Annotated in this window: 20 protein-coding genes and 1 other RNA gene; 7 read left to right on the forward strand and 14 right to left on the reverse strand. The window is 46.8% G+C overall.

Annotation, left to right across the window (positions count from 1 at the left end; genetic code table 11):
• The first annotated feature begins 1 nt into the window (after nt 1).
• Nucleotides 2-280 carry a primosomal replication protein PriC gene (priC, locus tag LG272_RS09495; protein WP_404408194.1) on the forward strand — a complete coding sequence of 93 codons (279 nt, stop codon included), beginning with the start codon at nt 2-4 and terminating at the stop codon, nt 278-280.
• Nucleotide 281: 1 nt separating this feature from the next.
• Here priC and LG272_RS09500 read toward each other — a convergent pair whose 3' ends face one another.
• From LG272_RS09500 to LG272_RS09515, 4 genes are all read right to left on the reverse strand, one after another.
• Entirely contained in the window at nt 282-1,376 is a 1,095-nt protein-coding gene (locus LG272_RS09500) for a tryptophan 2,3-dioxygenase family protein (protein WP_404408196.1), read from the reverse strand.
• A gap of 133 nt (nt 1,377-1,509) precedes the next feature.
• Nucleotides 1,510-1,607: signal recognition particle sRNA small type (gene ffs, locus LG272_RS09505), an RNA gene on the reverse strand.
• 89 nt (nt 1,608-1,696) lie between these two features.
• Complete coding sequence (locus LG272_RS09510; protein WP_126759089.1) at nt 1,697-2,443, reverse strand: enoyl-CoA hydratase-related protein; 747 nt, start codon at nt 2,441-2,443, stop codon at nt 1,697-1,699.
• On the reverse strand, nt 2,436-3,527 hold the full coding sequence (locus LG272_RS09515) for a ketoacyl-ACP synthase III (RefSeq protein WP_126759090.1): 1,092 nt from the start codon (nt 3,525-3,527) through the stop codon (nt 2,436-2,438). The genes LG272_RS09510 and LG272_RS09515 overlap by 8 nt, the downstream gene beginning before the upstream one ends.
• Before the next feature lie 217 nt (nt 3,528-3,744).
• Here LG272_RS09515 and LG272_RS09520 point away from each other — a divergent pair, with 217 nt between their 5' ends.
• The 4 genes from LG272_RS09520 to LG272_RS09535 are packed head-to-tail and all read left to right on the forward strand — an operon-like array spanning nt 3,745 to nt 7,654.
• The gene (locus tag LG272_RS09520; protein ID WP_404408199.1) at nt 3,745-4,860 is read left to right on the forward strand and encodes a methyltransferase; all 1,116 of its coding nucleotides are present in this window, start codon (nt 3,745-3,747) and stop codon (nt 4,858-4,860) included.
• A 2-nt stretch (nt 4,861-4,862) separates the two neighbouring features.
• Nucleotides 4,863-5,447, forward strand: coding sequence for a peptidylprolyl isomerase (locus LG272_RS09525; RefSeq protein ID WP_126759092.1), 585 nt, complete (start codon nt 4,863-4,865; stop codon nt 5,445-5,447).
• A complete protein-coding gene (locus tag LG272_RS09530) occupies nt 5,444-6,778 on the forward strand; it encodes an AmpG family muropeptide MFS transporter (protein ID WP_404408202.1) in 1,335 nt (444 codons plus the stop codon). The genes LG272_RS09525 and LG272_RS09530 overlap by 4 nt, the downstream gene beginning before the upstream one ends.
• Nucleotides 6,779-7,654 carry a ketopantoate reductase family protein gene (locus tag LG272_RS09535; RefSeq protein WP_404408204.1) on the forward strand — a complete coding sequence of 292 codons (876 nt, stop codon included), beginning with the start codon at nt 6,779-6,781 and terminating at the stop codon, nt 7,652-7,654. It abuts the gene before it with no gap.
• On the opposite strand, the gene ribBA is transcribed toward LG272_RS09535, so the two are convergent.
• The 4 genes from ribBA to glyA are packed head-to-tail and all read right to left on the reverse strand — an operon-like array spanning nt 7,655 to nt 11,628.
• A complete protein-coding gene (gene ribBA / locus LG272_RS09540) occupies nt 7,655-8,788 on the reverse strand; it encodes a bifunctional 3,4-dihydroxy-2-butanone-4-phosphate synthase/GTP cyclohydrolase II (protein WP_404408206.1) in 1,134 nt (377 codons plus the stop codon). It abuts the gene before it with no gap.
• Complete coding sequence (gene ribD / locus LG272_RS09545) at nt 8,785-9,909, reverse strand: bifunctional diaminohydroxyphosphoribosylaminopyrimidine deaminase/5-amino-6-(5-phosphoribosylamino)uracil reductase RibD (RefSeq protein ID WP_404408208.1); 1,125 nt, start codon at nt 9,907-9,909, stop codon at nt 8,785-8,787. Before ribD ends, ribBA begins: the two co-directional genes overlap by 4 nt.
• Nucleotides 9,902-10,351: a transcriptional regulator NrdR gene (gene nrdR, locus LG272_RS09550; protein WP_092855582.1), complete on the reverse strand. Its 450-nt coding sequence runs from the start codon at nt 10,349-10,351 to the stop codon at nt 9,902-9,904. Before nrdR ends, ribD begins: the two co-directional genes overlap by 8 nt.
• Nucleotides 10,352-10,371: 20 nt before the next feature.
• Nucleotides 10,372-11,628, reverse strand: coding sequence for a serine hydroxymethyltransferase (glyA, locus tag LG272_RS09555; protein WP_404408211.1), 1,257 nt, complete (start codon nt 11,626-11,628; stop codon nt 10,372-10,374).
• 147 nt (nt 11,629-11,775) lie between these two features.
• On the opposite strand from glyA, the gene ettA reads away from it, so the two are divergent.
• Nucleotides 11,776-13,443: an energy-dependent translational throttle protein EttA gene (gene ettA, locus LG272_RS09560; RefSeq protein ID WP_126759097.1), complete on the forward strand. Its 1,668-nt coding sequence runs from the start codon at nt 11,776-11,778 to the stop codon at nt 13,441-13,443.
• A 63-nt stretch (nt 13,444-13,506) separates the two neighbouring features.
• On the opposite strand, the gene LG272_RS09565 is transcribed toward ettA, so the two are convergent.
• Nucleotides 13,507-15,810 (reverse strand): acyl-CoA dehydrogenase, encoded by a 2,304-nt coding sequence (locus tag LG272_RS09565; RefSeq protein ID WP_404408213.1) that lies wholly within the window; start codon nt 15,808-15,810, stop codon nt 13,507-13,509.
• Between the two features lie 74 nt (nt 15,811-15,884).
• Nucleotides 15,885-16,517 carry a TetR/AcrR family transcriptional regulator gene (locus LG272_RS09570; protein ID WP_126759099.1) on the reverse strand — a complete coding sequence of 211 codons (633 nt, stop codon included), beginning with the start codon at nt 16,515-16,517 and terminating at the stop codon, nt 15,885-15,887.
• A 112-nt stretch (nt 16,518-16,629) separates the two neighbouring features.
• On the opposite strand from LG272_RS09570, the gene LG272_RS09575 reads away from it, so the two are divergent.
• Nucleotides 16,630-17,253 (forward strand): hypothetical protein, encoded by a 624-nt coding sequence (locus tag LG272_RS09575; protein ID WP_404408216.1) that lies wholly within the window; start codon nt 16,630-16,632, stop codon nt 17,251-17,253.
• A 43-nt stretch (nt 17,254-17,296) separates the two neighbouring features.
• Here the strand turns inward: LG272_RS09575 and kdsA are convergent, their stop codons facing one another.
• The 4 genes from kdsA to LG272_RS09595 form a co-directional block, all read right to left on the reverse strand.
• Nucleotides 17,297-18,142 (reverse strand): 3-deoxy-8-phosphooctulonate synthase, encoded by an 846-nt coding sequence (kdsA, locus tag LG272_RS09580; protein ID WP_126759375.1) that lies wholly within the window; start codon nt 18,140-18,142, stop codon nt 17,297-17,299.
• 40 nt (nt 18,143-18,182) lie between these two features.
• A complete protein-coding gene (locus tag LG272_RS09585) occupies nt 18,183-19,433 on the reverse strand; it encodes a DUF819 domain-containing protein (RefSeq protein ID WP_404408218.1) in 1,251 nt (416 codons plus the stop codon).
• 24 nt (nt 19,434-19,457) lie between these two features.
• Nucleotides 19,458-20,261, reverse strand: coding sequence for a SirB1 family protein (locus tag LG272_RS09590; RefSeq protein WP_126759102.1), 804 nt, complete (start codon nt 20,259-20,261; stop codon nt 19,458-19,460).
• Nucleotides 20,262-20,369: 108 nt separating this feature from the next.
• On the reverse strand, nt 20,370-20,741 hold the full coding sequence (locus LG272_RS09595) for a SirB2 family protein (RefSeq protein WP_126759103.1): 372 nt from the start codon (nt 20,739-20,741) through the stop codon (nt 20,370-20,372).
• Between the last annotated feature and the right edge of the window lie 81 nt (nt 20,742-20,822).

A 20,822-nucleotide genomic window follows, 5' to 3' on the forward strand; every position in this document is an offset into this window, starting at 1 on the left:
TATGACACTTCGAAGTCGATTAGAGCAAGAAATCGATACCTTAGAACAACGCATTACGCGCTTGAATATCCATGAAGATAATTTTACAGATTGGTTTGATGCCCAGCTGTTCAGCCAGGATGCCAACCAGCCACTCGACTATATTCGGGAGCTTCGGCAAAACCTTATTAGCCTCGTTAACGCAACAACCACCAGCCGAAGCCAGTGGTTGTCTGAACGTATTGCGCACCAATTAGGCGCGTTGCATCAAGCAGTTCGGTGGGCAGAGCAAGGTAGGTAACTTAATCGTCGTGTCGAAAATAGAACCCAAGCGCCTGCCGAACCGCGCTTGGAAGCTCCGGTAATGCGCTTTTCGGTAGTAAGTAAGTCGCCATCGCAAAAAAGTCTTTAAAGACTCTATTTTGCTCGGTAGTGCGGCGCAAATAATCATGCCCCGACGAACCACCAGTTCCGATTTTCGTGCCGAGCATGCGTTGCACCATCATTGCATGTTTATAACGCCAAATTGTAAGCTTCTCATCCATCTCGGCTAATGACGTAATCACTTGATGAGCAAGATGAAATGCCGGTTCTTCGCGATATTGTGTAATAAATAACGCGCTCAACATTGCCCGCTGCGATAAGCGCACTCGGTTATCTTCCTGTAACGATTTATAACGTTCGTTATCAAATAACGCCGAAAAGTTGTCCCGATTCAGCTGTAAACTCGCCAATTCTGTTTCTAATTGACCGTCGTCAGCGGCATTCTGGCGAATAATTTCTTCATCTCGATCCAGTGAATTTTGCACAGCCTGCTGATAAACATCCCAAAAACTAAAATCGTCAAACTGTAAAAACGGCATTCGAGCTAACCATTGATCAACACAATCAAATAGACTCGGGTGCGTTTCTAATTCCTCTAAGTAGACCCGATGTTCCTCACTGAGGCGGTTGTAGAACGATTGCTGATCAAAAGCGATACGCGTATCACGCGTTAATCCCAATATTATCTCAAGCTCTTTGAATTGAATGCTTTGAAAACCGGAGGCTGGAACCAAATAATCGCGAAACTCTAAAAATTCCTGTGGCGTCATCGTTTCGATAACGCCAACTTGATCATTCATCAAGTCTTGAATCGTCAGCACGCGGCGCAGGCGATGGGCAACCAATTGTAACGCTCGATCATCAAGTTGCTCGGCACGAAACTCTTTATAAATAGCACGCAGTTCATGCAGAACTTGCTTAAACCAAAGCTCATACACCTGGTGCACAATAATAAATAGCATCTCATCATGCGCTTCAGGCCCATACTGTTTGCTGTGTGGTTGTTGCGAATCTAGGAGTTTATCAAGTTGCAGGTAGTCGCCGTAATAAACCGGCTTCACATTCTTCGGCATGTCATCCTCGTTATAAAAGCAAAAGCGATATTAGATACTGGATATTAGATATTAGAAACACAAGTTTTAACTGGTCTAATATCCAATATCAAATAGCTAATATCGCTCTTGATCTTCGAAGATTGGGTGGCGACCTCACCAGCCAGCACCCCGGCACCCACATCCCTGACTACGGCTGCTCCCTTCCGGGCCTGACCGGGTTCGCCAGTTCGTGTTGCGGGGGGACCAATGAGGTCACCATAACGGCGGGCATTATCCCTCAAAGCCAGTGCACTCGCAAGGCAAGTACAGCTGACTGCTGAGAAATTAAGCACTTTTGACTATTTCTTCTTATTTAGGCGGTCTTTAATCGCTTGGCGAGCGGCTTCAGAGCTAAGAGCACGAGCAAATATCTTTGCTTCACGCTCAATTCTATCTGCAACCGGTTCAGCGGGTTGTTTAATTAACTTTTTCGCGGCGCGTAAGCCACCATGTGGCTTGTTGGCTAACGCAGAAGCTACCTGTTCAAGCGTATCTTGTAGCTCATCTGGCGCAACGACTTTGTTCACTAATCCATAGCTTAATGCAGCGTGCGCATCAAAATTATCACCAAGCAACAGCAACTCTGAGGCCTTTAAGTGACCACATTGCTGCGGCAGCAATAAGCTTGATGCTGCTTCTGGGACTAAACCTAGGTTAATAAATGGCAACGCGAATACAGCATCGTTACTGGCATAGACTAAATCGCAATGTAGCAATATGGTTGTACCAATGCCAATTGCCAAGCCATTAACGCCAGCTACTAACGGCACGCTGAGTCGACTTAAGGTGTAGAGAAACTCAAATGGCGGCGCGCTATCGTCTAAATCTTCAATCGCCAAGAAGTCATTTAGGTCATTACCAGCGGTAAAGCTGTCGCCCTCGCCGGTCAACACAACAGCCGCAATTTTACTATCACGGTCAGCAGCCTGCAGAGCTGAACTTAACGCCGTATACATGTCCTGTGTTAACGCATTCTTTTTTTCTGGACGCGCCAGCGTCAACCAAAGTACGTTATGCCGAACTTCCTCTTTAACGAAATTACTCATCGCCACGTTTTTCCCAAGCAGCTTTGGTGCCTTCGTACAACGGTAAGATTAAGTCGAGTGCTGTTTTGCCGTTGCTTGGCAGCGTTTCATTGTTATCGCGAATAGGCGTTACCCGTTGACCCCACTTAATAATTCCCGCGCCACAGGTTAAACCACCACCAAATACCGCAGAGACAATCGTATCGCCCGGCTTCACAATCCCCTGCTCTACCGCTTCACAGAACGCAATTGGTAATGTTGCTGACGACGTGTTGCCATATTTTTGAATGTTAATGACAGTTTTCTCTTCCGGTACTTTGCACATTTTCGCCAGATAATCGATCAAGCGCTTATTCGCTTGGTGCGGAATAAGTGAGTCAATGTCATCAGTGGTCAAGCCGGTTTCTGCAAAAACTTTCTCGACAGCGGTGTTCATGCCTTTTACCGCTCTTTTGAAAATCTCTTGGCCGATGAAGTTAAACGGCATGATGCCGTCAAAACCAAATCGGTCAAAACTCATACCAAACTCGAGCGCTAGTACATCGCGTGCATCGGCATCACAGGTGACATGCGAGGCTAATAAACCGCTTTCGACATCACTCGCTTCCAGAATCATGGCACCTGCACCATCACCAAACAGTACGGCGCTTTCCCGTTTCGTCCAATCTAATATTCGCGTTAGACGCTCGGCACCAATAATTAACACCTTTTTATGCGCACCAGTTCGAATTGCTTGTGTCGCGTAATGCATACCGTATAGAAAGCTACTGCATGCGGCGTTTAAATCAAACGCGGCAGCAGTTTTGTTACCTAAGTCACGTTGCACCGCTGAAGCGACGTTCGGAATAATTTCATCTGGTGTACAAGTACCAACCAAAATCAGATCAAGCTCTTCGGCATCTAAGCCTGCAGCCGCAAGCGCATTTCGCGCTGCCACGGTCGCCATTTTTGAAGTACCAACAGCACTTACTCGGCGCTCTTCGATACCGGTACGTGTGCGAATCCATTCATCTGAGGTATCTAAAAATGTCGCCAAATCATCATTGGTCATCACAGCTGGCGGCAAACATTTTCCCCAACCGGTAATTTCTGCGTATTTTTTCACGAGTTAAAACCTATATAGTCATCTGTCGTTTTTCGCTATCATAGCACGAATGTTACCGAGTGAAATGTCCGACCATTGATAACGGCGTTATTCGTTACTCGTCCGTTCACTTCGTTCACTGTTCGTGCGCGCTTCGCGCTGTTCGAATAGCGAAGCGGACGAACAGCGAAGCGTACGAGTAACGAATAACGAATAACGATTAACGAATTAAGAGCTTATGACCTTACTAACAAGTGCCGCTGGCACATGGCAACTTCAGCGCTATCCAGTCCGTTCCCATGACACCTTGCAAGCATGGGAAGCTGCGGATGAATTACTGCACGAATTAATTGTTGAACGTGACGATCAACGGCCATTATTAATTAATGATCAATGGGGCGCGCTTCTGATGCCATTTGCAGGGCTTGATGTTGCAAGCCAAAGCGACTCGTATGTTAGCCATTGTGGATGGCGACACAATCTTGAGCTGAATCAGTTACCCGATACGTTAACAGCGCTTGCGCCGCTTGAGTCGCTCCCTGATGATCGCGATGTCGTGTATTTAAAAATTCCGAAGAGCCTGAGTTTATTAGAATTCCAGTTAGCGAAGCTTGCGGCAGAGCTGCCTGCTGGCACACCAATTTTTGCGGCGGCAAAAAGTAAGCTTCTCACTCCGGCAGTACGTGACTTATTTGCGCAATACTGTGAAACGATCGAGGTTTCGCTCATTCGTAGAAAATGTCGCACCATTCGCGCGATAACCCGCTCAATTGCGCTTGATCAGGCGCGTTTCATGAGCTCCTGGGAAGTGCCTGAATTTAACCTGACGCTGCACCATCATGCCGGTGTATTTGCGCGCAATCAGCTCGATATTGGCGCCCGCTTTATGCTTGATAACATGCCACCCACAGGGGCGGAACAAGTCATCGATTTAGGCTGCGGAAATGGAGTACTCGGGTTGTACTATGCGCGGTTATCTCCGAATAGTGAGGTCACCTTTGTCGATGAATCCTATTTAGCTATTGCATCCACTCATCGCAATATTGTCAGCAACTTGCCGGCATCTCAATTATCGCAATATGACTCCCACGTTGATGATTGCTTGGCTCACAGGGCAAGCGAGAGCGCCGACTTAATTCTCTGTAATCCGCCGTTTCATCAAGAACACGCAGTTACTGAGCATATCGCACGACAAATGTTCAGAGATAGTCGGCGAGTTTTACGTAAAAATGGCGAGTTATGGGTAGTGGCGAATCGTCATCTACCGTATTATCAACCGTTGAAACGTTTATTTAAGTCGGTGCACCAAATTGCACAAAACAGTAAATTCGTTATTTTTCAAGCACGAGGATGATTATGCGTTATCTGCTTTTAACCGTCGTCATATTCTTCAGCAGTATGAGTTCTGCAGAACAAATTCAACCTGATAACTTGTTTCCCAAAGTGAAATTCATTACCACTGAGGGTGATATTGTCGTCGAGCTTGATCGTGCTAAAGCGCCCATCACAGTAGAAAACTTTTTGATGTACGTACAAGCAGGCAGTTATAACAACACCATATTCCACCGCATTATTCCGGGGTTCGTTGTGCAAGGCGGCGGCTATGATGAAAACTTCGAAGCTAAAACCATGTTTGATCCTATTTTCAATGAATCAGGTAACGGTAAACTCAATAACTACGGCACCATAGCAATGGCGCGCACATCCGATCCGCATTCGGCGACACGACAGTTTTATTTCAACATGAACGATAACGAATCATTAAACCCGTCAAGCAAAGGGTGGGGCTACGCGGTGTTCGGATGGGTTGTTTCTGGCGAAGACGTTCTCGACAAACTCGCAAGCGTCGAAACTGAGTTTTATCACGAGCAAACGGGTTGGCCAAACGTGCCGAAGCAGCCGCCAGTATTGAAAAAGATTGAAGTTGTACCTCAGCAGTGAGTTATTCAAATTCAGCACCTTGGTACGCAGATCTCGCGGTATATCGTGAGCCCCGAGTTTGGGTAATCTTTGGCTTTGGCGTAATCAGTGGCTTTCCGTGGGTGCTGATTGGCTCCATGTTGTCAGCTTGGTTACAGGAAGTCGGTGTTGATCGTTCTGCTATCGGTTTATTTGGTGTCGTGTTCGTCGCCTACTCTATCAACGCGTTATGGTCACCACTGATCGATCGCGTCAAAATACCTCTATTGAATCGCTGGTTCGGGCAACGCCGCGCGTGGATAATTCTGTGCCTAAGTGGCATCTTGCTGGCTACTATCGTTCTCACGCAAATTAATGTTGTTGAGCACTTATGGTGGGTTGCGTTTGCGGCACTAATCATCGCAATATTTTCAGCTACGCAAGATATTGCCATTGATGCATTTCGCATCGAGACCTTCGGTCCGCATGAAGCTCGTCTGCAATCAGCCGGTGCGGCGATGGCTACAGCAGGCTGGTGGAGTGGCTACAGTGGGCTTGGCGCTATTCCTTTTTTCCTTGTCGATGGTACCAGTCTATTCTGGGAAGATGCCTATTTTGTATTGTGCTTTGTGATAGTTGTTCAGCTACTTTTTGTTATAGCCGTAAGAGAATCGATTCGTTATCGCCCCGCAATACCAACTTTTAATCATTGGCTCGATTGGTTACGTAATACGCTGGTTGACCCCATCACTGAATTTTTTAAACGAAATGGCTGGCAACTCGCAGTTGGTATGCTGTCATTTATTTTTCTGTTTAAAATTGGCGAAGCTTTTCTTGGCCGTATGTCGATTGTCTTTTACAAAGAAGTCGGCTTTAGCAACGACGACATTGCGGTGTATTCAAAGATGGTTAACTGGTGGGTCACTATCATTTTCGCCATTCTCGGCAGTTTCGTAAACTTGCGTTTAGGGATCGTTCGAGGACTCATGCTTGGTGGTATCGCGATGGCCGCATCGAATTTGATGTTCGCTTGGATTGCCGGCGTTGGCCCCAATACGAACTTGTTCCTTGCCGCGGTGATAATTGATGGTTTTACGGCGGCGTGGTCTACCGTCGCATTTGTCGCTTTTATTAGCTTGTTGGCGAATCGTGCTTTTACCGCCACCCAATATGCTTTATTTGCGTCGCTTGGTAATTTGGGGCGTACCCTGCTCTCATCGTACAGTGGATACGTTGTCAACTGGCTAGACGGAAACTGGCAGTTATTCTTTATTCTTACGGCGGTTATGGTTCTGCCAAGTCTGTTTATTTTATTCGCGCTTCGGAAATCACTCATGCGCTTAGAACATAATTATCATCGGGAGCTCGAATAAATGCACTGGTTAGTTGTGGGAACAGGCGCTGTTGGTAGTTTAATGGCTGTGAACTTGCGTCGCATTGGCGAACATGTCTCGATAAAACCTCGCGTGACTGCAGCACCAAATACGATTGAAATTATTCATGCAGCGCATAATCTCGAGTTTGGTGTACAACAGTTTCCGATTGAGCAACCCACCCAAATTTTTGCAGCGATCAAAGCCTACGACGTCGCTCATTTTCTAGATGAATTAAAGCAGGCTCCATTGCCAGAGGGCTCGTCCGTTATCTTGAGCTACAACGGCATGCTAGAGAACGAGAATAGCATTATGCCGGCGAGCGCTTTGCATTGGGTGACAACACACGGGGCATACAAGAATGGCAACGAAGTGGTTCATGCCGGACTTGGAGAAAGTTGGCTCGGTTGGGCACGTGTGGAACATGCTTCAAGTAGTCGACCCGCTGAGCTATTTAGCGTTTTGAATAATGCTTTACCGCTTCTGAACTGGAGTCCCGCCATCAATCAACGTCGTTGGTATAAACTTGCCATTAACTGTTTAATCAATCCGTTCACAGTCATTCATAATTGCCGCAATGGCGAACTAATACAGCACAACATTGCCGACCAACAACATCAAGTTGCCGAAGAGATTTGTTGGTTAGCGGAACATCAAGGTATTCAATTAAACGCTGATAATTTAGTTGAAAGTGCTAAACGCGTGATTAAAAATACCGCGAACAACTACTCCTCCATGCTCATGGATGTACGCCAGCAACGCCGCACCGAAATTGACTATTTGAATGGTTTCATCGCTCGCCAAAGCACTGCCGCTGGAACCGAAGCGCCAGCGAATGAAGCTCTGTGGCGCCGCGTTCTAGAACTCTCGGTGTAATTATTCGTTACCGCCAGCTTGTTCATCTTCGATAAAATCGACAACCTCAAGCCCGAATCCTGAAAGCGCCGAGTAGCGTTTCGGTGAACTCATGAGGTGCATATGATGAACACCTAAGTCAGCCAAAATTTGCGAACCGATACCAACGTTACGCGAGGCATTTGAAGCGGCTGCAGTTGGTTTCGCTTCGCCGCGATCTTCTGCGGCAAAGCTCATCACCTGCTCTAAAATATGTTGTGGACTCTGTTGACGACCAATCACTACTAAAACACCGTCATTTTGACCGATGTATTCCATTGCGTGCCCTAATGGCCAGCTGCGCTTCGCAGCGCGTTGTGTAGCAAACAGATCATTAAAGGTATCTTGTAAATGAACACGAACATTCACCGGTTTATCAGGATCAATCGCACCATGTACTAGCGCATAATGTACTTGCTTATCAATAGTATCTTGATAGGTAATAAGCTCAAACTCACCGTATGCGGTTGGTAACTTGCAATGCGCTTTGCGCTCGACGGTTTTCTCTTTAAGCGAGCGGTATTCAATTAAATCGGCAATCGTACCAATTTTCAAATCATGTTCGGCAGCGAACTTCTCGAGATCAGGACGACGTGCCATGGTGCCATCTTCATTGAGAATTTCGACAATAACAGCCGCTGGTTCGAATCCCGCTAAACGCGCAAGATCACAGCCCGCCTCAGTATGACCGGCACGGTTCAATACCCCACCCGACTTCGCTTTCAATGGAAATATGTGGCCAGGCATTACTAAATCGGCTGGTTGCGCATCTTTTGCCACCGCAGCTTGCACCGTACGCGCTCTATCGGCCGCTGAAATTCCAGTGGTAACGCCCTCGGCGGCTTCAATAGAAACTGTAAAATTTGTGGCATAGGGTGAGTTGTTTTGATCAACCATCAACGGTAAGCGTAATTGCTTGCAACGCTCTTCGGTTAGAGTGAGACAAATCAGACCGCGTCCATAGCGCGCCATGAAATTAATTGCTGCCGGTGTGACACATTCGGCAGCAAGAATCAGATCGCCTTCATTCTCGCGATCTTCATCATCCATCAAGATCACCATTTTGCCTTGACGAATATCTTCAATGATTTCTGCAGCACTGTTTAAACGAGTCACGACGTTAAGTCTCCTCTCACCCGGCGCGGAACGGCGATAATTCGAATATCATCCGCAACCTGACGAACATCTTTTAAAGTTAGTTCTGGCACCTGACTCATATGAGCAAATGCCGGCAAATTCAATAATCCGTGGCCACTATGGCCAATTAATTTTGGTGCCAGATAAAGCACCAATTCATCAACTAATTCAGCGGTTAATAACGCGCCGGCCAGCTGTGCACCGCATTCGGTCCAAACCGAGTTGATTTGCTTCTCCGCCAGTTCATGCATCAATTGCGTTAAATCGACGTGCTGCATATTTGTGCGAGCAACGATTATGCATTCAACATGCGCGGGCCAATCGCGTTCGACTGCCGTCGCGGGCGTGTCGGGTGCATGAACCAGAATAATTGGGAACGGCTCTTTAAATATGGCCTCTTGCCCCGTTAACAACCCCTGCGAATCAATAATTACACGTGTCGGTTGTCGTTCAGCTTGCGGATGACGAGCGGTTAAAATCGCGTTATCCGCCAACACTGTTTTTGCAGTACTCAAAATGGCACTACTTTGAGCGCGCCAACGGTGCACATCACGACGTGAATCCGTGCCGCTTATCCACTGACTTTCACCATTTGATAATGCCGTACGACCATCGAGGCTTGCCGCCATTTTCACGCGTAGCCACGGCCGCTTGCGTTGCATTCGTGCCACGAAGCCGTTGTTAAGCGCCAACGCTTGCTGTTCAAGAATACCAACCAGCACTTCAATGCCATTCGTACGCAGGCGTTCAATACCCTCGCCGCTAACCAGCGGGTTCGGATCTTTCATCGCCACCACCACGGTCGCTACATTAGCCTTAATCAATGCATCGGCACATGGTGGCGTGCGACCAAAGTGGCTACACGGCTCGAGTGTCACATAGACAGTCGACCCTTTAGCCAACGCTCCCGCTTCACGAAGTGCAAATACCTCAGCGTGGGGTTCACCCGCTCGCTGATGCCAGCCTTCGCCCACAATCTTGCCATCAGCAACCACGACACAACCAACCATTGGGTTGGGCGCCGTTGAAAAACGCCCCTGAGCGGCAAGCTCAAGGGCGCGTTGCATAAAACGTTGGTGACAAGCCTGTGGATCAGTCATTGAGCCGTGCTATCTCCTCGCCAAACTCACGAATATCGTCAAATGCACGATAAACCGAAGCAAAACGAATATACGCAACCTTATCGAGTGCTTTTAGATTTTCCATCACGAGTCCACCGATGACTTGGCTCGTGATTTCGCGCTCTCCGGTAGCACGCAGAGACGATTTCACATTTTGAATCGCCTGCTCCATGGCTTCCAAGCTTACTGGGCGTTTTTCCAACGCTCGTAGTAAACCATTACGTAGCTTGTCCTCGTTAAATGGCTCACGAGTACCGTCTGATTTAATTACGCGCGGCATGATTAGCTCTGCCGTTTCAAACGTCGTAAAGCGCTCTTTGCACTCTGTGCACTCACGGCGGCGGCGCACGGAAGCGCCGTCTGCCACCAAGCGCGAATCAATCACTTTGGTATCTTGCGTGCCACAAAAAGGACAATGCATACGCTCGTTCCTTAATTCATTTAATTATAAACAGGAAACTGTTTACACAATACTTTCACTTGCTCACGAACTTGCTCAATTACGCTTTCGTCATTGATGTTATCAAGTACGTCACAAATCCAGTTTGCTACTTGCTCTGCTTCGGCTTGCTTGAAGCCGCGACGAGTAATTGCTGGCGTACCGAGGCGCAAACCAGAGGTAACAAACGGTGAGCGCGGATCATTCGGAACCGAGTTCTTATTCACGGTGATATAAGCGCGGCCAAGCGCAGCATCCGCATCTTTACCAGTAATATCTTTATCAATCAGGTCGACTAAGAACAAGTGGTTCTTGGTACCGCCTGAAACAATCTTGTAGCCACGCGATTGCATCACTTTAACCATCGTGTTTGCGTTGTCCAACACTTGTTGCTGGTACGCTTTAAACTCTGGCTCCATCGCTTCCTTAAATGCCACAGCTTTAGCCGCGATGACATGACACAACGGACCGCCTTGACTACCAGGAAATACGCCACTGTTTAATTTCTTATGCAGCTCTTCATCGTCTTTACCCGACAAAATCAATCCGCTACGTGGGCCAGCTAAGGTTTTGTGCGTGGTGGTAGTGACCACGTCAGCAAATGGCACTGGGTTTGGATATAAGCCAGCTGCCACTAAGCCAGCAACGTGTGCCATATCGACTAACAAATAAGCACCAACTTCATCGGCAATTTCACGGAATTTTGCCCAATCGACAACACCGGAATAAGCAGAGAAGCCCGCAACAATCATTTTTGGTTTGTGCTCAAGTGCTAGCTCGCGCACTTCCGCGTAGTTGATTTCACCGGTCGCTTCGTCCAAACCATACTGCACGGCGTTATACAATTTACCTGAGAAGTTGACATGTGAGCCGTGGGTCAAGTGACCACCGTGGGCCAAGCTCATACCAAGAACAGTATCGCCTGCATTCAATAATGCTAAAAATACCGCTGAGTTTGCTTGTGAACCAGCGTGCGGCTGTACGTTCGCGTACTTCGCGCCAAACAATTTTTTCGCACGCTCAATGGCTAAATCTTCCACTGCGTCGACGTATTCACAACCGCCATAATAACGCTTGTGCGGGTAACCTTCGGCATATTTGTTCGTCAGTTGCGAGCCCTGTGCTTCAAGTACACGCGGACTGGTGTAGTTTTCTGAAGCGATGAGTTCAATATGCTCTTCTTGGCGTTGAACTTCGCCAGTCATTGCCTGCCATAAATCTGCATCGTAGTCGGCAATATTCATTTCATGTTTTAACATCGGGGCTCCTGACTTAACAAACTGTCGAACGAAAATAAGTGGCGCCTAGTTTACCAATATACTTGGGTTAGCGCCAACTTAAGGGTTAAAATAAACAATTACGTTTTTTGCTTATACATATCGCCTCAAAAAGGAACGCATGCTGTTATGGCACAATATATTTATTCCATGTCGCGGGTCAGTAAAGTCGTCCCGCCGAAAAAGACGATTTTAAAAGATATCTCCTTATCGTTCTTCCCAGGCGCCAAAATTGGTGTGCTTGGCTTGAACGGTGCGGGTAAATCGACGTTGCTACGCATCATGGCGGGCGTTGATAAAGAATACGAAGGTGAAGCACGTCCACTGGCTGGCATTCAAATTGGTTATTTACCACAAGAGCCGCAACTTGATGAAGACAAAACCGTACGCGAAACGGTTGAAGAAGCAGTTGCGGATGTGAAGAACGCACTAGCCGAACTCGATCAAGTGTATGCTGCCTATGCGGATGAAAATGCAGACTTTGACGCACTGGCAAAAAAACAAGGTCAGCTTGAAGCGATTATCCAAGCGAAAGACGGTCACAACATCGAGAACATGCTTGAGCGTGCCGCTGATTCACTGCGTTTGCCACCTTGGGATACGAAAATCAAAGTACTCTCGGGTGGTGAGCGCCGTCGTGTCGCCATTTGCCGCTTATTACTAAGTAAACCAGACATGTTGCTCCTTGATGAGCCAACCAACCACTTGGATGCCGAATCTGTCGCATGGTTAGAACGCTTCTTACACGACTATGAAGGGACAGTCGTAGCAATTACCCACGACCGTTACTTCCTTGATAACGTAGCCGGCTGGATTCTCGAGCTAGACCGTGGTTACGGCATTCCTTGGGAAGGCAACTACTCGTCTTGGCTTGAGCAAAAAGAAAAACGACTTGAGCAAGAAGAGAAACAAGAAAAAGCACGCCAGCGCAGCATTAAGCAAGAGCTTGAATGGGTTCGTCAAAATCCGAAAGGTCGTCAAGCGAAGAGCAAAGCACGTATGGCTCGCTTTGAAGAATTACAAAGTGGCGATTATCAAAAACGTAATGAGACCAACGAGCTCTTTATTCCACCAGGCCCTCGCTTAGGTGACAAAGTACTTGAAGTGAATCACCTGAAAAAAGCCTATGACGGTCGCGTGTTGATTGATGATTTAAGTTTCAGCGTACCAAAAGGCGCCATTGTCGGTATTATCGGCCCGAACGGCGCTGGTAAATCAACGCTATTCCGCATGATTACTGGTAAAGAGCAGCCAGACTCAGGAACCGTTGAACTCGGTGATACCGTTCAATTAGCGAGTGTTGATCAGTTCCGCGACAGTATGGTCGACAAAAATACCGTATGGCAGGAAATTTCTGATGGCCAAGATATTCTGCGTATCGGTAACTTCGAGATTAACAGCCGGGCATATGTTGGCCGATTTAACTTCCGCGGAAATGACCAGCAAAAGCATATTGGCGAGCTTTCCGGTGGTGAGCGCAACCGAGTTCACCTTGCCAAGCTTTTAAAAGCTGGCGGCAACCTCTTGTTGCTCGATGAACCAACCAACGATCTTGACGTTGAAACCTTGCGCGCACTTGAAGAAGCGTTGCTGGAATTCCCTGGTTCAGCCTTAGTCATCTCGCACGACCGTTGGTTCTTAGACCGTATCGCAACGCATATTCTGGATTATCGTGATGAAGGTCAAATCAACTTCTACGAAGGTAACTACACCGACTACGAAGAGTATATGAAGAAAACGCATGGCGAGCAGGCCATGGAACCGCATCGTACTCGCTACAAGCCGATTGGCGTCTAATGGTCGGTATTTGGTATAAAAAAAGGGCTGTCGAGACAGCCCTTTTATGTTTCAGGTTTACTGCTATGAGTAAAACTTGCGTTGCTCAATAATCCCTGGCGCAAATTGATCAACACCAATCGCTGCCATACGCAGTTGCTCCGTTTTCTTCAGCGATTTTGCTTCGTCGGCGGTAATCACATCAGCTTTACGAGCCGCCTTCACCAGTTCGTCACCACTGAGATCTTCAGCAATATCACCAAGTTTCACGGCCTTACGAATGCGTTTGTATACATCCGCATGCTCACGCATGGCTACGAACGCAAGCTCCATGTGCCCTGTCATGTCCTTCGCGTCATTCTTCCAATAGCATAAGAAGGTATGACGATCGCGAGTCACGCCCGGTTCCATCATGCTCTTCGCAACGGCTTGTAAATTGGCATCCGATGGTTTGTTAAAGTGAATACCTAATGGGAAAATAGCTAAACGTAACGTCCATGCCACAATGCGGCTCGGGAAATTCGCAAAAAAGCCTTTAAATGCCTGACCAATCTCGTACAAATGATGCTCAAGCGCATATTCAACGAACGGCAAATCACCTGACTGACGACCATCATCTTCGTAGCGTTTTAACACTGCAGACGCCATATATAAATGACTTAGTACATCACCCAAACGAGCGGACAGCATCTCGCGGCGCTTCAAATCGCCGCCCATCACCAACATGGCCATATCAGCAGTTAACGCCAGTGCGCGACTCATGCGCGTCAGTTGCTGGTAATAACGTGCCGTTGGTCCGCTCATTGGGCTGGCATTAAAACGCGCGCCAGTTAATCCCATGAATAAACTACCGAAGAAATTTCCGGCCGCAAAACCGATATGCTTGAGTAACAAGCTATCAAATTGTTGCAAACCCTCGTCTTCATTCGGATCCGACGCCGCTTCCATCTCCGCCAACACATAAGGATGACAACGTGTCGCACCCTGCCCAAAAATCATCAAGTTTCGGGTGAGAATGTTCGCACCTTCAACCGTGATAGATACTGGGGTTGCCATATAACCATGGCCCAAATAGTTGCGCGGCCCTAATTGGATGCCTTTACCGGCATGAACGTCCATGGCAGCATCCATCACCTGACGCCCCATTTCGGTCATGTGATATTTAGTCATTGCCGTGATAACCGAAGGACTTTTACCCTCACATAGCGCCGTGACCGTTAAACGACGCATCGACTCTAAGGTATAATTGGTACCACCAATTTTGCCCATGGCTGCTTGTACACCTTCGAACAAACCAATTGGCATGCCAAATTGTTGACGCACATAAGCATAGGCACCGGTCATACGTTCAGTCACATGACCTGTTGCGGCTGCAAGAGCTGGCAAACTGATGCCTCGCCCTGCTGACAAACACTCCATCAGCATGCGCCAGCCTTTACCAGCGTAATCCTTGCCACCAATAATCCAGTCCAATGGGATAAAGACATCTTTACCGTATGTAGTACCGTTCATAAACGCTTGATTTAACGGTAAATGACGCTCACCGATTTCAACACCAGGATGGCTCGTTGGAATCAATGCACAGGTGATACCAACATCTTTTTTATCACCCATCAATCCATCAGGATCGTACAATTTGAACGCCAAACCCAATACCGTGGCAACCGGAGCTAAGGTGATATAACGCTTACTCCAATTTAAGCGAATACCAACAACTTCTTTGCCTTCAAAATCACCTTTACAAATAATTCCCGTGTCCGGTATTGCGCCAGCGTCAGAACCGGCCTCAGGGCCAGTTAAAGCAAAACACGGAATATCAGTACCATCCGCTAAGCGCGGCAACCAATAGTTCTTTTGATCTTCGGTACCGTAATGCGTGAGTAACTCACCTGGACCCAATGAATTCGGCACCATGACCGATACCGCAGCACTGATTGAGCGTGACGCAATACGCGATACAATGTGAGAATTCGCAGCGGGTGAAAAATCAAGACCACCAAACTCTTTACCAATAATCATCGCAAAGAATTTTTCTTTGCGAATATAATCCCATACTTTTTTCGGCAAATCTGAATCTTGCTGAACAATTCGGAAATCGTCGAGCATCGCTAACAAGATTTCTAATTGATTATCAATAAACGCTTGTTCTTCTTCAGTAAACCGTGGTGCTTTGGTTTGGTGAAATTTATGCCAATCTGGACGTCCACTAAAAAGATCAGCGTCCCACCATGTATCACCTGCTTGCATCGCTTCACGTTCGGTTGCCGATAACGGTGGCAGTACGCGCTTAAAGAAAGCAAATGCAGGTCGTGTAATTAAGCTGCGGCGAATATCTGGTACAGCAACGAGCAATACCACCACAACCACTAAAAGAATAATAATTTCCATTTCAAAACACCTTAACCTATCGGTACAACGGGCATATAAGAATGCTCAAACATGACTTTAAAAAGCATAGTCGATTATTCGGTAGGCGCATCGACACCACCGGCTAAAAACGGAATTAAACGGTCAATCACTTGGTCAGCAGCAATAGCTTCGCCAAAATCTGCAGCAGCAATTTCACGCAGAGCAGGCCCTGATACTTGGGCGAAAACGGTGGCACCTAATACAAAGTGCAGGCGCCAGAACATATCTACTGGGCTCAATTGTGGGTTCGCGAGGTGCAAGGTAGCCAATAATCGCTGCATGACATCACCAAAATGGTCCATGGTGTAGCGACGTAAATGCCCTTGGATATCAGCGTAGGCATACCCCAACAAGCTTAAAAAAATAGTTGGCCCATGTTTGCGAACTTGCCGTAGCTCATTCAACGGTTCACGAAAACAATCAAACACCGCTCGAGTGGTTACTTGTGATCGTTGCGCAAGCTCCGCAAGCTCCCGATCTAACGCCGGCATTAAAACTTCAAGGTAGCGTGCCATCACGGCTTGAATCAGCGCCTTTTTTGAGCCAAAGTGGTAGTTCACCGAAGCGAGGTTCACCTCTGCATCTGCGGTAATTTGGCGCAATGAAGTTTGCTCAAACCCATGTTCGGCAAACAGCGCCTCGGCAGCATTCAGTATTTTATCTTTCGTTGATACTCGCTTTGCCATAAAAACGTGTCTCACTTTTTAGTTTTGCACGTTTAGAACGCACATTTTAAACATGCGTTTTAATTTAAATCAGTTTGTTTATCAGCGCAAGCCAAAGGACGGGAATATAACAATGACAAAAGCCATGCATGGTGTTTATTTAGCAATTATCGCAGTTCTTGCCTATATACTCTGGAGCCAACCAGAGCCGAACGCAGTCGACACATCAGCGACCCAAGTCACAAAACAAATTGTTGTTGAAAAAGAAATCAGAGCTGACGGCAAAGAAGAAATAGAAGTTATTGCTACCACAGCCAACGACACACCAAAAACAAATTCAGACACCGACGAAGCAAAACAAGTCCGCGAAACCGAAGTCGACCAACCCCGTGTAGCCAAAGCTGAGCGTGACGTCGAAATTGAAAAGTTATTACGCGAGGCAATTGACATTGATGAGGTACAGCAACGTATTCATACCGAATCAATCGACCAAGATTGGGCCTACAACATGCAAGACAGCATTGTGCGCTTATACGATGATAATGAAGCGTTGCAGTCAGCAACATTAAGCGGTGTTGAATGTCGAACCACCGTTTGTCGTGTTGAATTTACGGGTACCGATACACCAATCGACCACATGCAGAAATTTCATCAAGAGATGGTGAGCTCGCCATGGTTTGATACAACTTATCAGAGCGTCATGATTTCAAATTCCAAGGACAAGAAGCACGCTGTTTATATCGTGCGACCTAAATAGAAAAGGCGCTCGACGAGCGCCCTTTTGTTTCCATAAATCGTACTTAGTTACTCGTGTCTAGCGGCGCAAAGCTTTTGACCAACTCATCAACGGCTTTCATTTGCTGCAGATAGGGCTCTAACTTGGCCAAAGGCAATGCACACGGGCCATCACATTTTGCTTGATCAGGCTCTGGATGCGCTTCAATAAACAATCCCGCAATACCGAGTGCCAAGCCTGAACGTGCAAGAACAGCGGCTTGCGCACGCCGGCCATCAGCTGAATCTTCACGACCACCAGGGCGCTGTAGCGCATGCGTCGCGTCAAACATAACCGGTGCCATTTGTTTCATTTCATCCATACCAAGCATATCAACCACAAGGTTATTGTAACCAAAGCAACTGCCCCGCTCGCACAGAATTACATTGTGATTACCCGCTTCACCAAATTTTTTCAGAATATGACGCATTTCATGCGGCGCTAGAAACTGCGGCTTCTTCACATTGATAATCGCACCAGTTTCAGCCATGGCAACGACCAGATCGGTTTGACGCGCTAAAAACGCCGGTAACTGAATAATATCGGCCACTTCGGCAACTGGTTTGGCTTGGTGAGGCTCGTGCACATCCGTAATAATCGGCACGTTGAAGGTGCGTTTTATTTCAGCGAAAATTTCGAGGCCTTTATCAAGGCCTGGGCCGCGATAAGAATGAATAGAAGAACGATTTGCTTTATCAAAGCTTGCCTTAAATACATACGGGATACCAAGGCGTGATGTTACTTCAACGTAATGCTCAGCAATACGCATGGCTAAATCGCGCGATTCTAAAACATTCATTCCGCCAAATAGCACAAACGGCAGATGGTTGCCCACCTGCACGTCACCTACTTTAATTACCTGAGTGTTAATCACGTTGATATCCTTTACTTAACTCGATGTACTGCATGTATTAGCCGGTAGCAATGACACGCAAAATCTGTCCACAAATATAGGCCATGTAGGTGCCTAATGCATAACCAAACACAGCCAACAGCACGCCGACTGGCGCCAATGATGGATGAAACGCTGAAGCGACGACTGGTGCCGAAGCCGCACCACCAACATTCGCTTGGCTACCAACCGCCATGTAGAACACCGGCGCTTTAAGCAGGCGCGCGACAAACAACATTAAACTGGCGTGAATAATCATCCAAATTGCACCAATCAAGAAATACTTTGGTACATCCACAATGGCGGTCACATCCATATGTAAACCAATGGTTGCAACCAGAATATAAACAAACATGGAGCCATATTTCGATGCCCCAACACCTTCAAGTTTACGTGCTGGCGTAAACGATAGTGCAACGCCTACCGTGGTCGCAATCACAATCAACCAGAAGAATTTTTTGTCTAAGCTAAAGTCTTTCAGAGCTGGAACATGGTCGGAAATGTATGGTGCAATCACATCGGCACCCCAATGCGACAAGCCTGTCACACCAAAAGCAACCGCCACAATAAACATCAAATCTGGCAATTTTGATTCACGACGATGCTCAGCTTCGTACTGCTCCATACGATCTTTAATTGCTTCAATCGCGCTTGTGTCTGCACCAATGCGTTTATCGATGGCTTTGTTATTTGCGGCCATATAAAGCAATACGGCCATCCATAAGTTCGCCACAATAATATCAACGGTGACCATTGCCGAGAAAATTTCGCCGCCAACTTCGTAAACTTCTTTCATTGCGGCTTGGTTAGCGCCACCGCCAATCCAGCTACCAGCAATGGTTGTCATACCACGCCAAACCGCATCCGGACCCGCGCCACCCAACATTTCAGGGAAAATAGCGCTAACAATCAAGAGCGCAATAGGCCCGCCGATAACAATACCGACAGTACCGGTTAAAAAGAGAATAAGGAGTTTTGGGCCCAGTCGTAGAATTGCTTTCAAATCCAAACTTAAGGTCAGCAAAACCAAACACGCTGGTAGCAAATAATCCATCACTAACGGATAGACTCCGGTATTTGCGCCATCGACAATACCGAAGGTGTTGAGCAACGAAGGAATAAAATAGCAAAGTAATAGCGCTGGAACCCACTTATAAAACTTTTGCCAAAAACTATTTGAGCTGCTTTGCGTGTAAAAAATAAGACCAAGAATTACAGCCAGCAAGCCAAAAATAATACCGTCATTGGTAATCAGTGCAGAGCTTTCCACAGGAACCCCTTATTATTCTATTTTTTAATGAAGGACGTGCTGGGGGGCCGCCCACGTTTCTAATTGCAAGCGCAACAACTGTGCACTTGGATCATCTGGGCATTGTTCGACAAAATACTGGTAATCGTCAACTGCTGCTTGTTGGCAGTCGAGCTCTTCTAACACATAACCACGATCACGAATTTCATACGGATCATCCGGAGAAATAGCCAGCAACATATGAACGACGGTAAGTGCATTGGCAAATTCACGGTCATGAATCATCGCATGCTTTAGCTCAGTCAAATAGCGCATCAGAATCGTCTTCTGATCGGCAGCTTCAAACATATCCCATGAAAAATCCAGTGCATCTTCAGTCACGTCTTCAAAACGTTCTTGCACTTGGTGACCTTCGAGTAATTCACCATGCAGCGGATCAACAAAATAACTTTGTTGCTCAAAATCAAATCGCAACAATGGGTATCCCGGGAAATCAACTAAATCAGTCTGAATACCAGCATAAGCTGCCGTTTCTTGCAGAAGAAGCGCCAAGCTAATTGGTAAACCTGTGCGATAACTAATAACCCTATCGAGCAGAATTCGCTGAGCACCAACCGCGGGCTCGGGCGCGTCACTAAACCCTAACTCAAAATAAAAGTCCTGAATAACCGCTTGCAGTTTTTCAATACCGGTCAGCGCTTCATGTTTGTGAGTCATCTCGCGTATTTGCTGATAATAATCGCTAACGTACTGGTCACTATCGGAATGAAAGGTACGGCTAATCTCCCAGACTATTTCAATAGTTGGGAGAATTTCATGAGCCACATGTTCTAAATATGAAAAACGCATAAACCCTTAAGTTCGAATTCGATATTAGCTATTAGATATTGGATATTAGAAAAACCCGAAACATCAGAGCTAATATCCAATATCTAATAGCTAATATCGTCTTTGTTTTTAAATCAGTGCTTGTTTGCTGAAGGCAATGTGAAGCAAAAACATAATCCAACTCAGCGCCCCCACAAAGCCAACATAACGTAGCCAGCTCACTGAGGCCTTCATCGCCACCAAACCAAACAAAATATAGCCTACAAGACCAATCACTTTATTAATCAACCATGGCGTTTCCCACGGCCACATTTGCCAGTGAATAAGCATCCCGACAATTGTCAGCAATAATGCTGTATCGATAATGTGCGGAACAATTTTCACCCACTTCTGGTTCGCGATTCCAGCACCAATACTGCGCCAGAAAAAACGAAGCATAAATAATACCACACTTATGGCAACAAAGGTGACATGGAGGTGTTTTAGAGCTATGAATGACATCAAGAACGTCCCTTCTAATCGTTATTTTCGGTTAAACGTTGATAGGCATCAGCAACTTGCTGACGCACCTGCGGTTGATGT

This window comes from Pseudidiomarina marina, assembly GCF_044807045.1.
Classification (GTDB): Bacteria; Pseudomonadota; Gammaproteobacteria; order Enterobacterales; family Alteromonadaceae; genus Pseudidiomarina; species Pseudidiomarina marina.

Bases quoted from the DNA above. Each gene is read 5' to 3' on its own strand.
- nrdR (WP_092855582.1), bottom strand. From the start codon at position 10,351: ATGCATTGTCCTTTTTGTGGCACGCAAGATACCAAAGTGATTGATTCG.
- LG272_RS09570 (WP_126759099.1), bottom strand. From the start codon at position 16,517: ATGGCAAAGCGAGTATCAACGAAAGATAAAATACTGAATGCTGCCGAG.
- ettA (WP_126759097.1), top strand. From the start codon at position 11,776: ATGGCACAATATATTTATTCCATGTCGCGGGTCAGTAAAGTCGTCCCG.
- LG272_RS09520 (WP_404408199.1), top strand. From the start codon at position 3,745: ATGACCTTACTAACAAGTGCCGCTGGCACATGGCAACTTCAGCGCTAT.
- glyA (WP_404408211.1), bottom strand. From the start codon at position 11,628: ATGTTAAAACATGAAATGAATATTGCCGACTACGATGCAGATTTATGG.
- ribD (WP_404408208.1), bottom strand. From the start codon at position 9,909: ATGACTGATCCACAGGCTTGTCACCAACGTTTTATGCAACGCGCCCTT.
- LG272_RS09525 (WP_126759092.1), top strand. From the start codon at position 4,863: ATGCGTTATCTGCTTTTAACCGTCGTCATATTCTTCAGCAGTATGAGT.
- LG272_RS09535 (WP_404408204.1), top strand. From the start codon at position 6,779: ATGCACTGGTTAGTTGTGGGAACAGGCGCTGTTGGTAGTTTAATGGCT.
- LG272_RS09595 (WP_126759103.1), bottom strand. From the start codon at position 20,741: ATGTCATTCATAGCTCTAAAACACCTCCATGTCACCTTTGTTGCCATA.
- priC (WP_404408194.1), top strand. From the start codon at position 2: ATGACACTTCGAAGTCGATTAGAGCAAGAAATCGATACCTTAGAACAA.
- LG272_RS09575 (WP_404408216.1), top strand. From the start codon at position 16,630: ATGACAAAAGCCATGCATGGTGTTTATTTAGCAATTATCGCAGTTCTT.
- LG272_RS09590 (WP_126759102.1), bottom strand. From the start codon at position 20,261: ATGCGTTTTTCATATTTAGAACATGTGGCTCATGAAATTCTCCCAACT.
- LG272_RS09500 (WP_404408196.1), bottom strand. From the start codon at position 1,376: ATGCCGAAGAATGTGAAGCCGGTTTATTACGGCGACTACCTGCAACTT.
- LG272_RS09565 (WP_404408213.1), bottom strand. From the start codon at position 15,810: ATGGAAATTATTATTCTTTTAGTGGTTGTGGTGGTATTGCTCGTTGCT.
- LG272_RS09510 (WP_126759089.1), bottom strand. From the start codon at position 2,443: ATGAGTAATTTCGTTAAAGAGGAAGTTCGGCATAACGTACTTTGGTTG.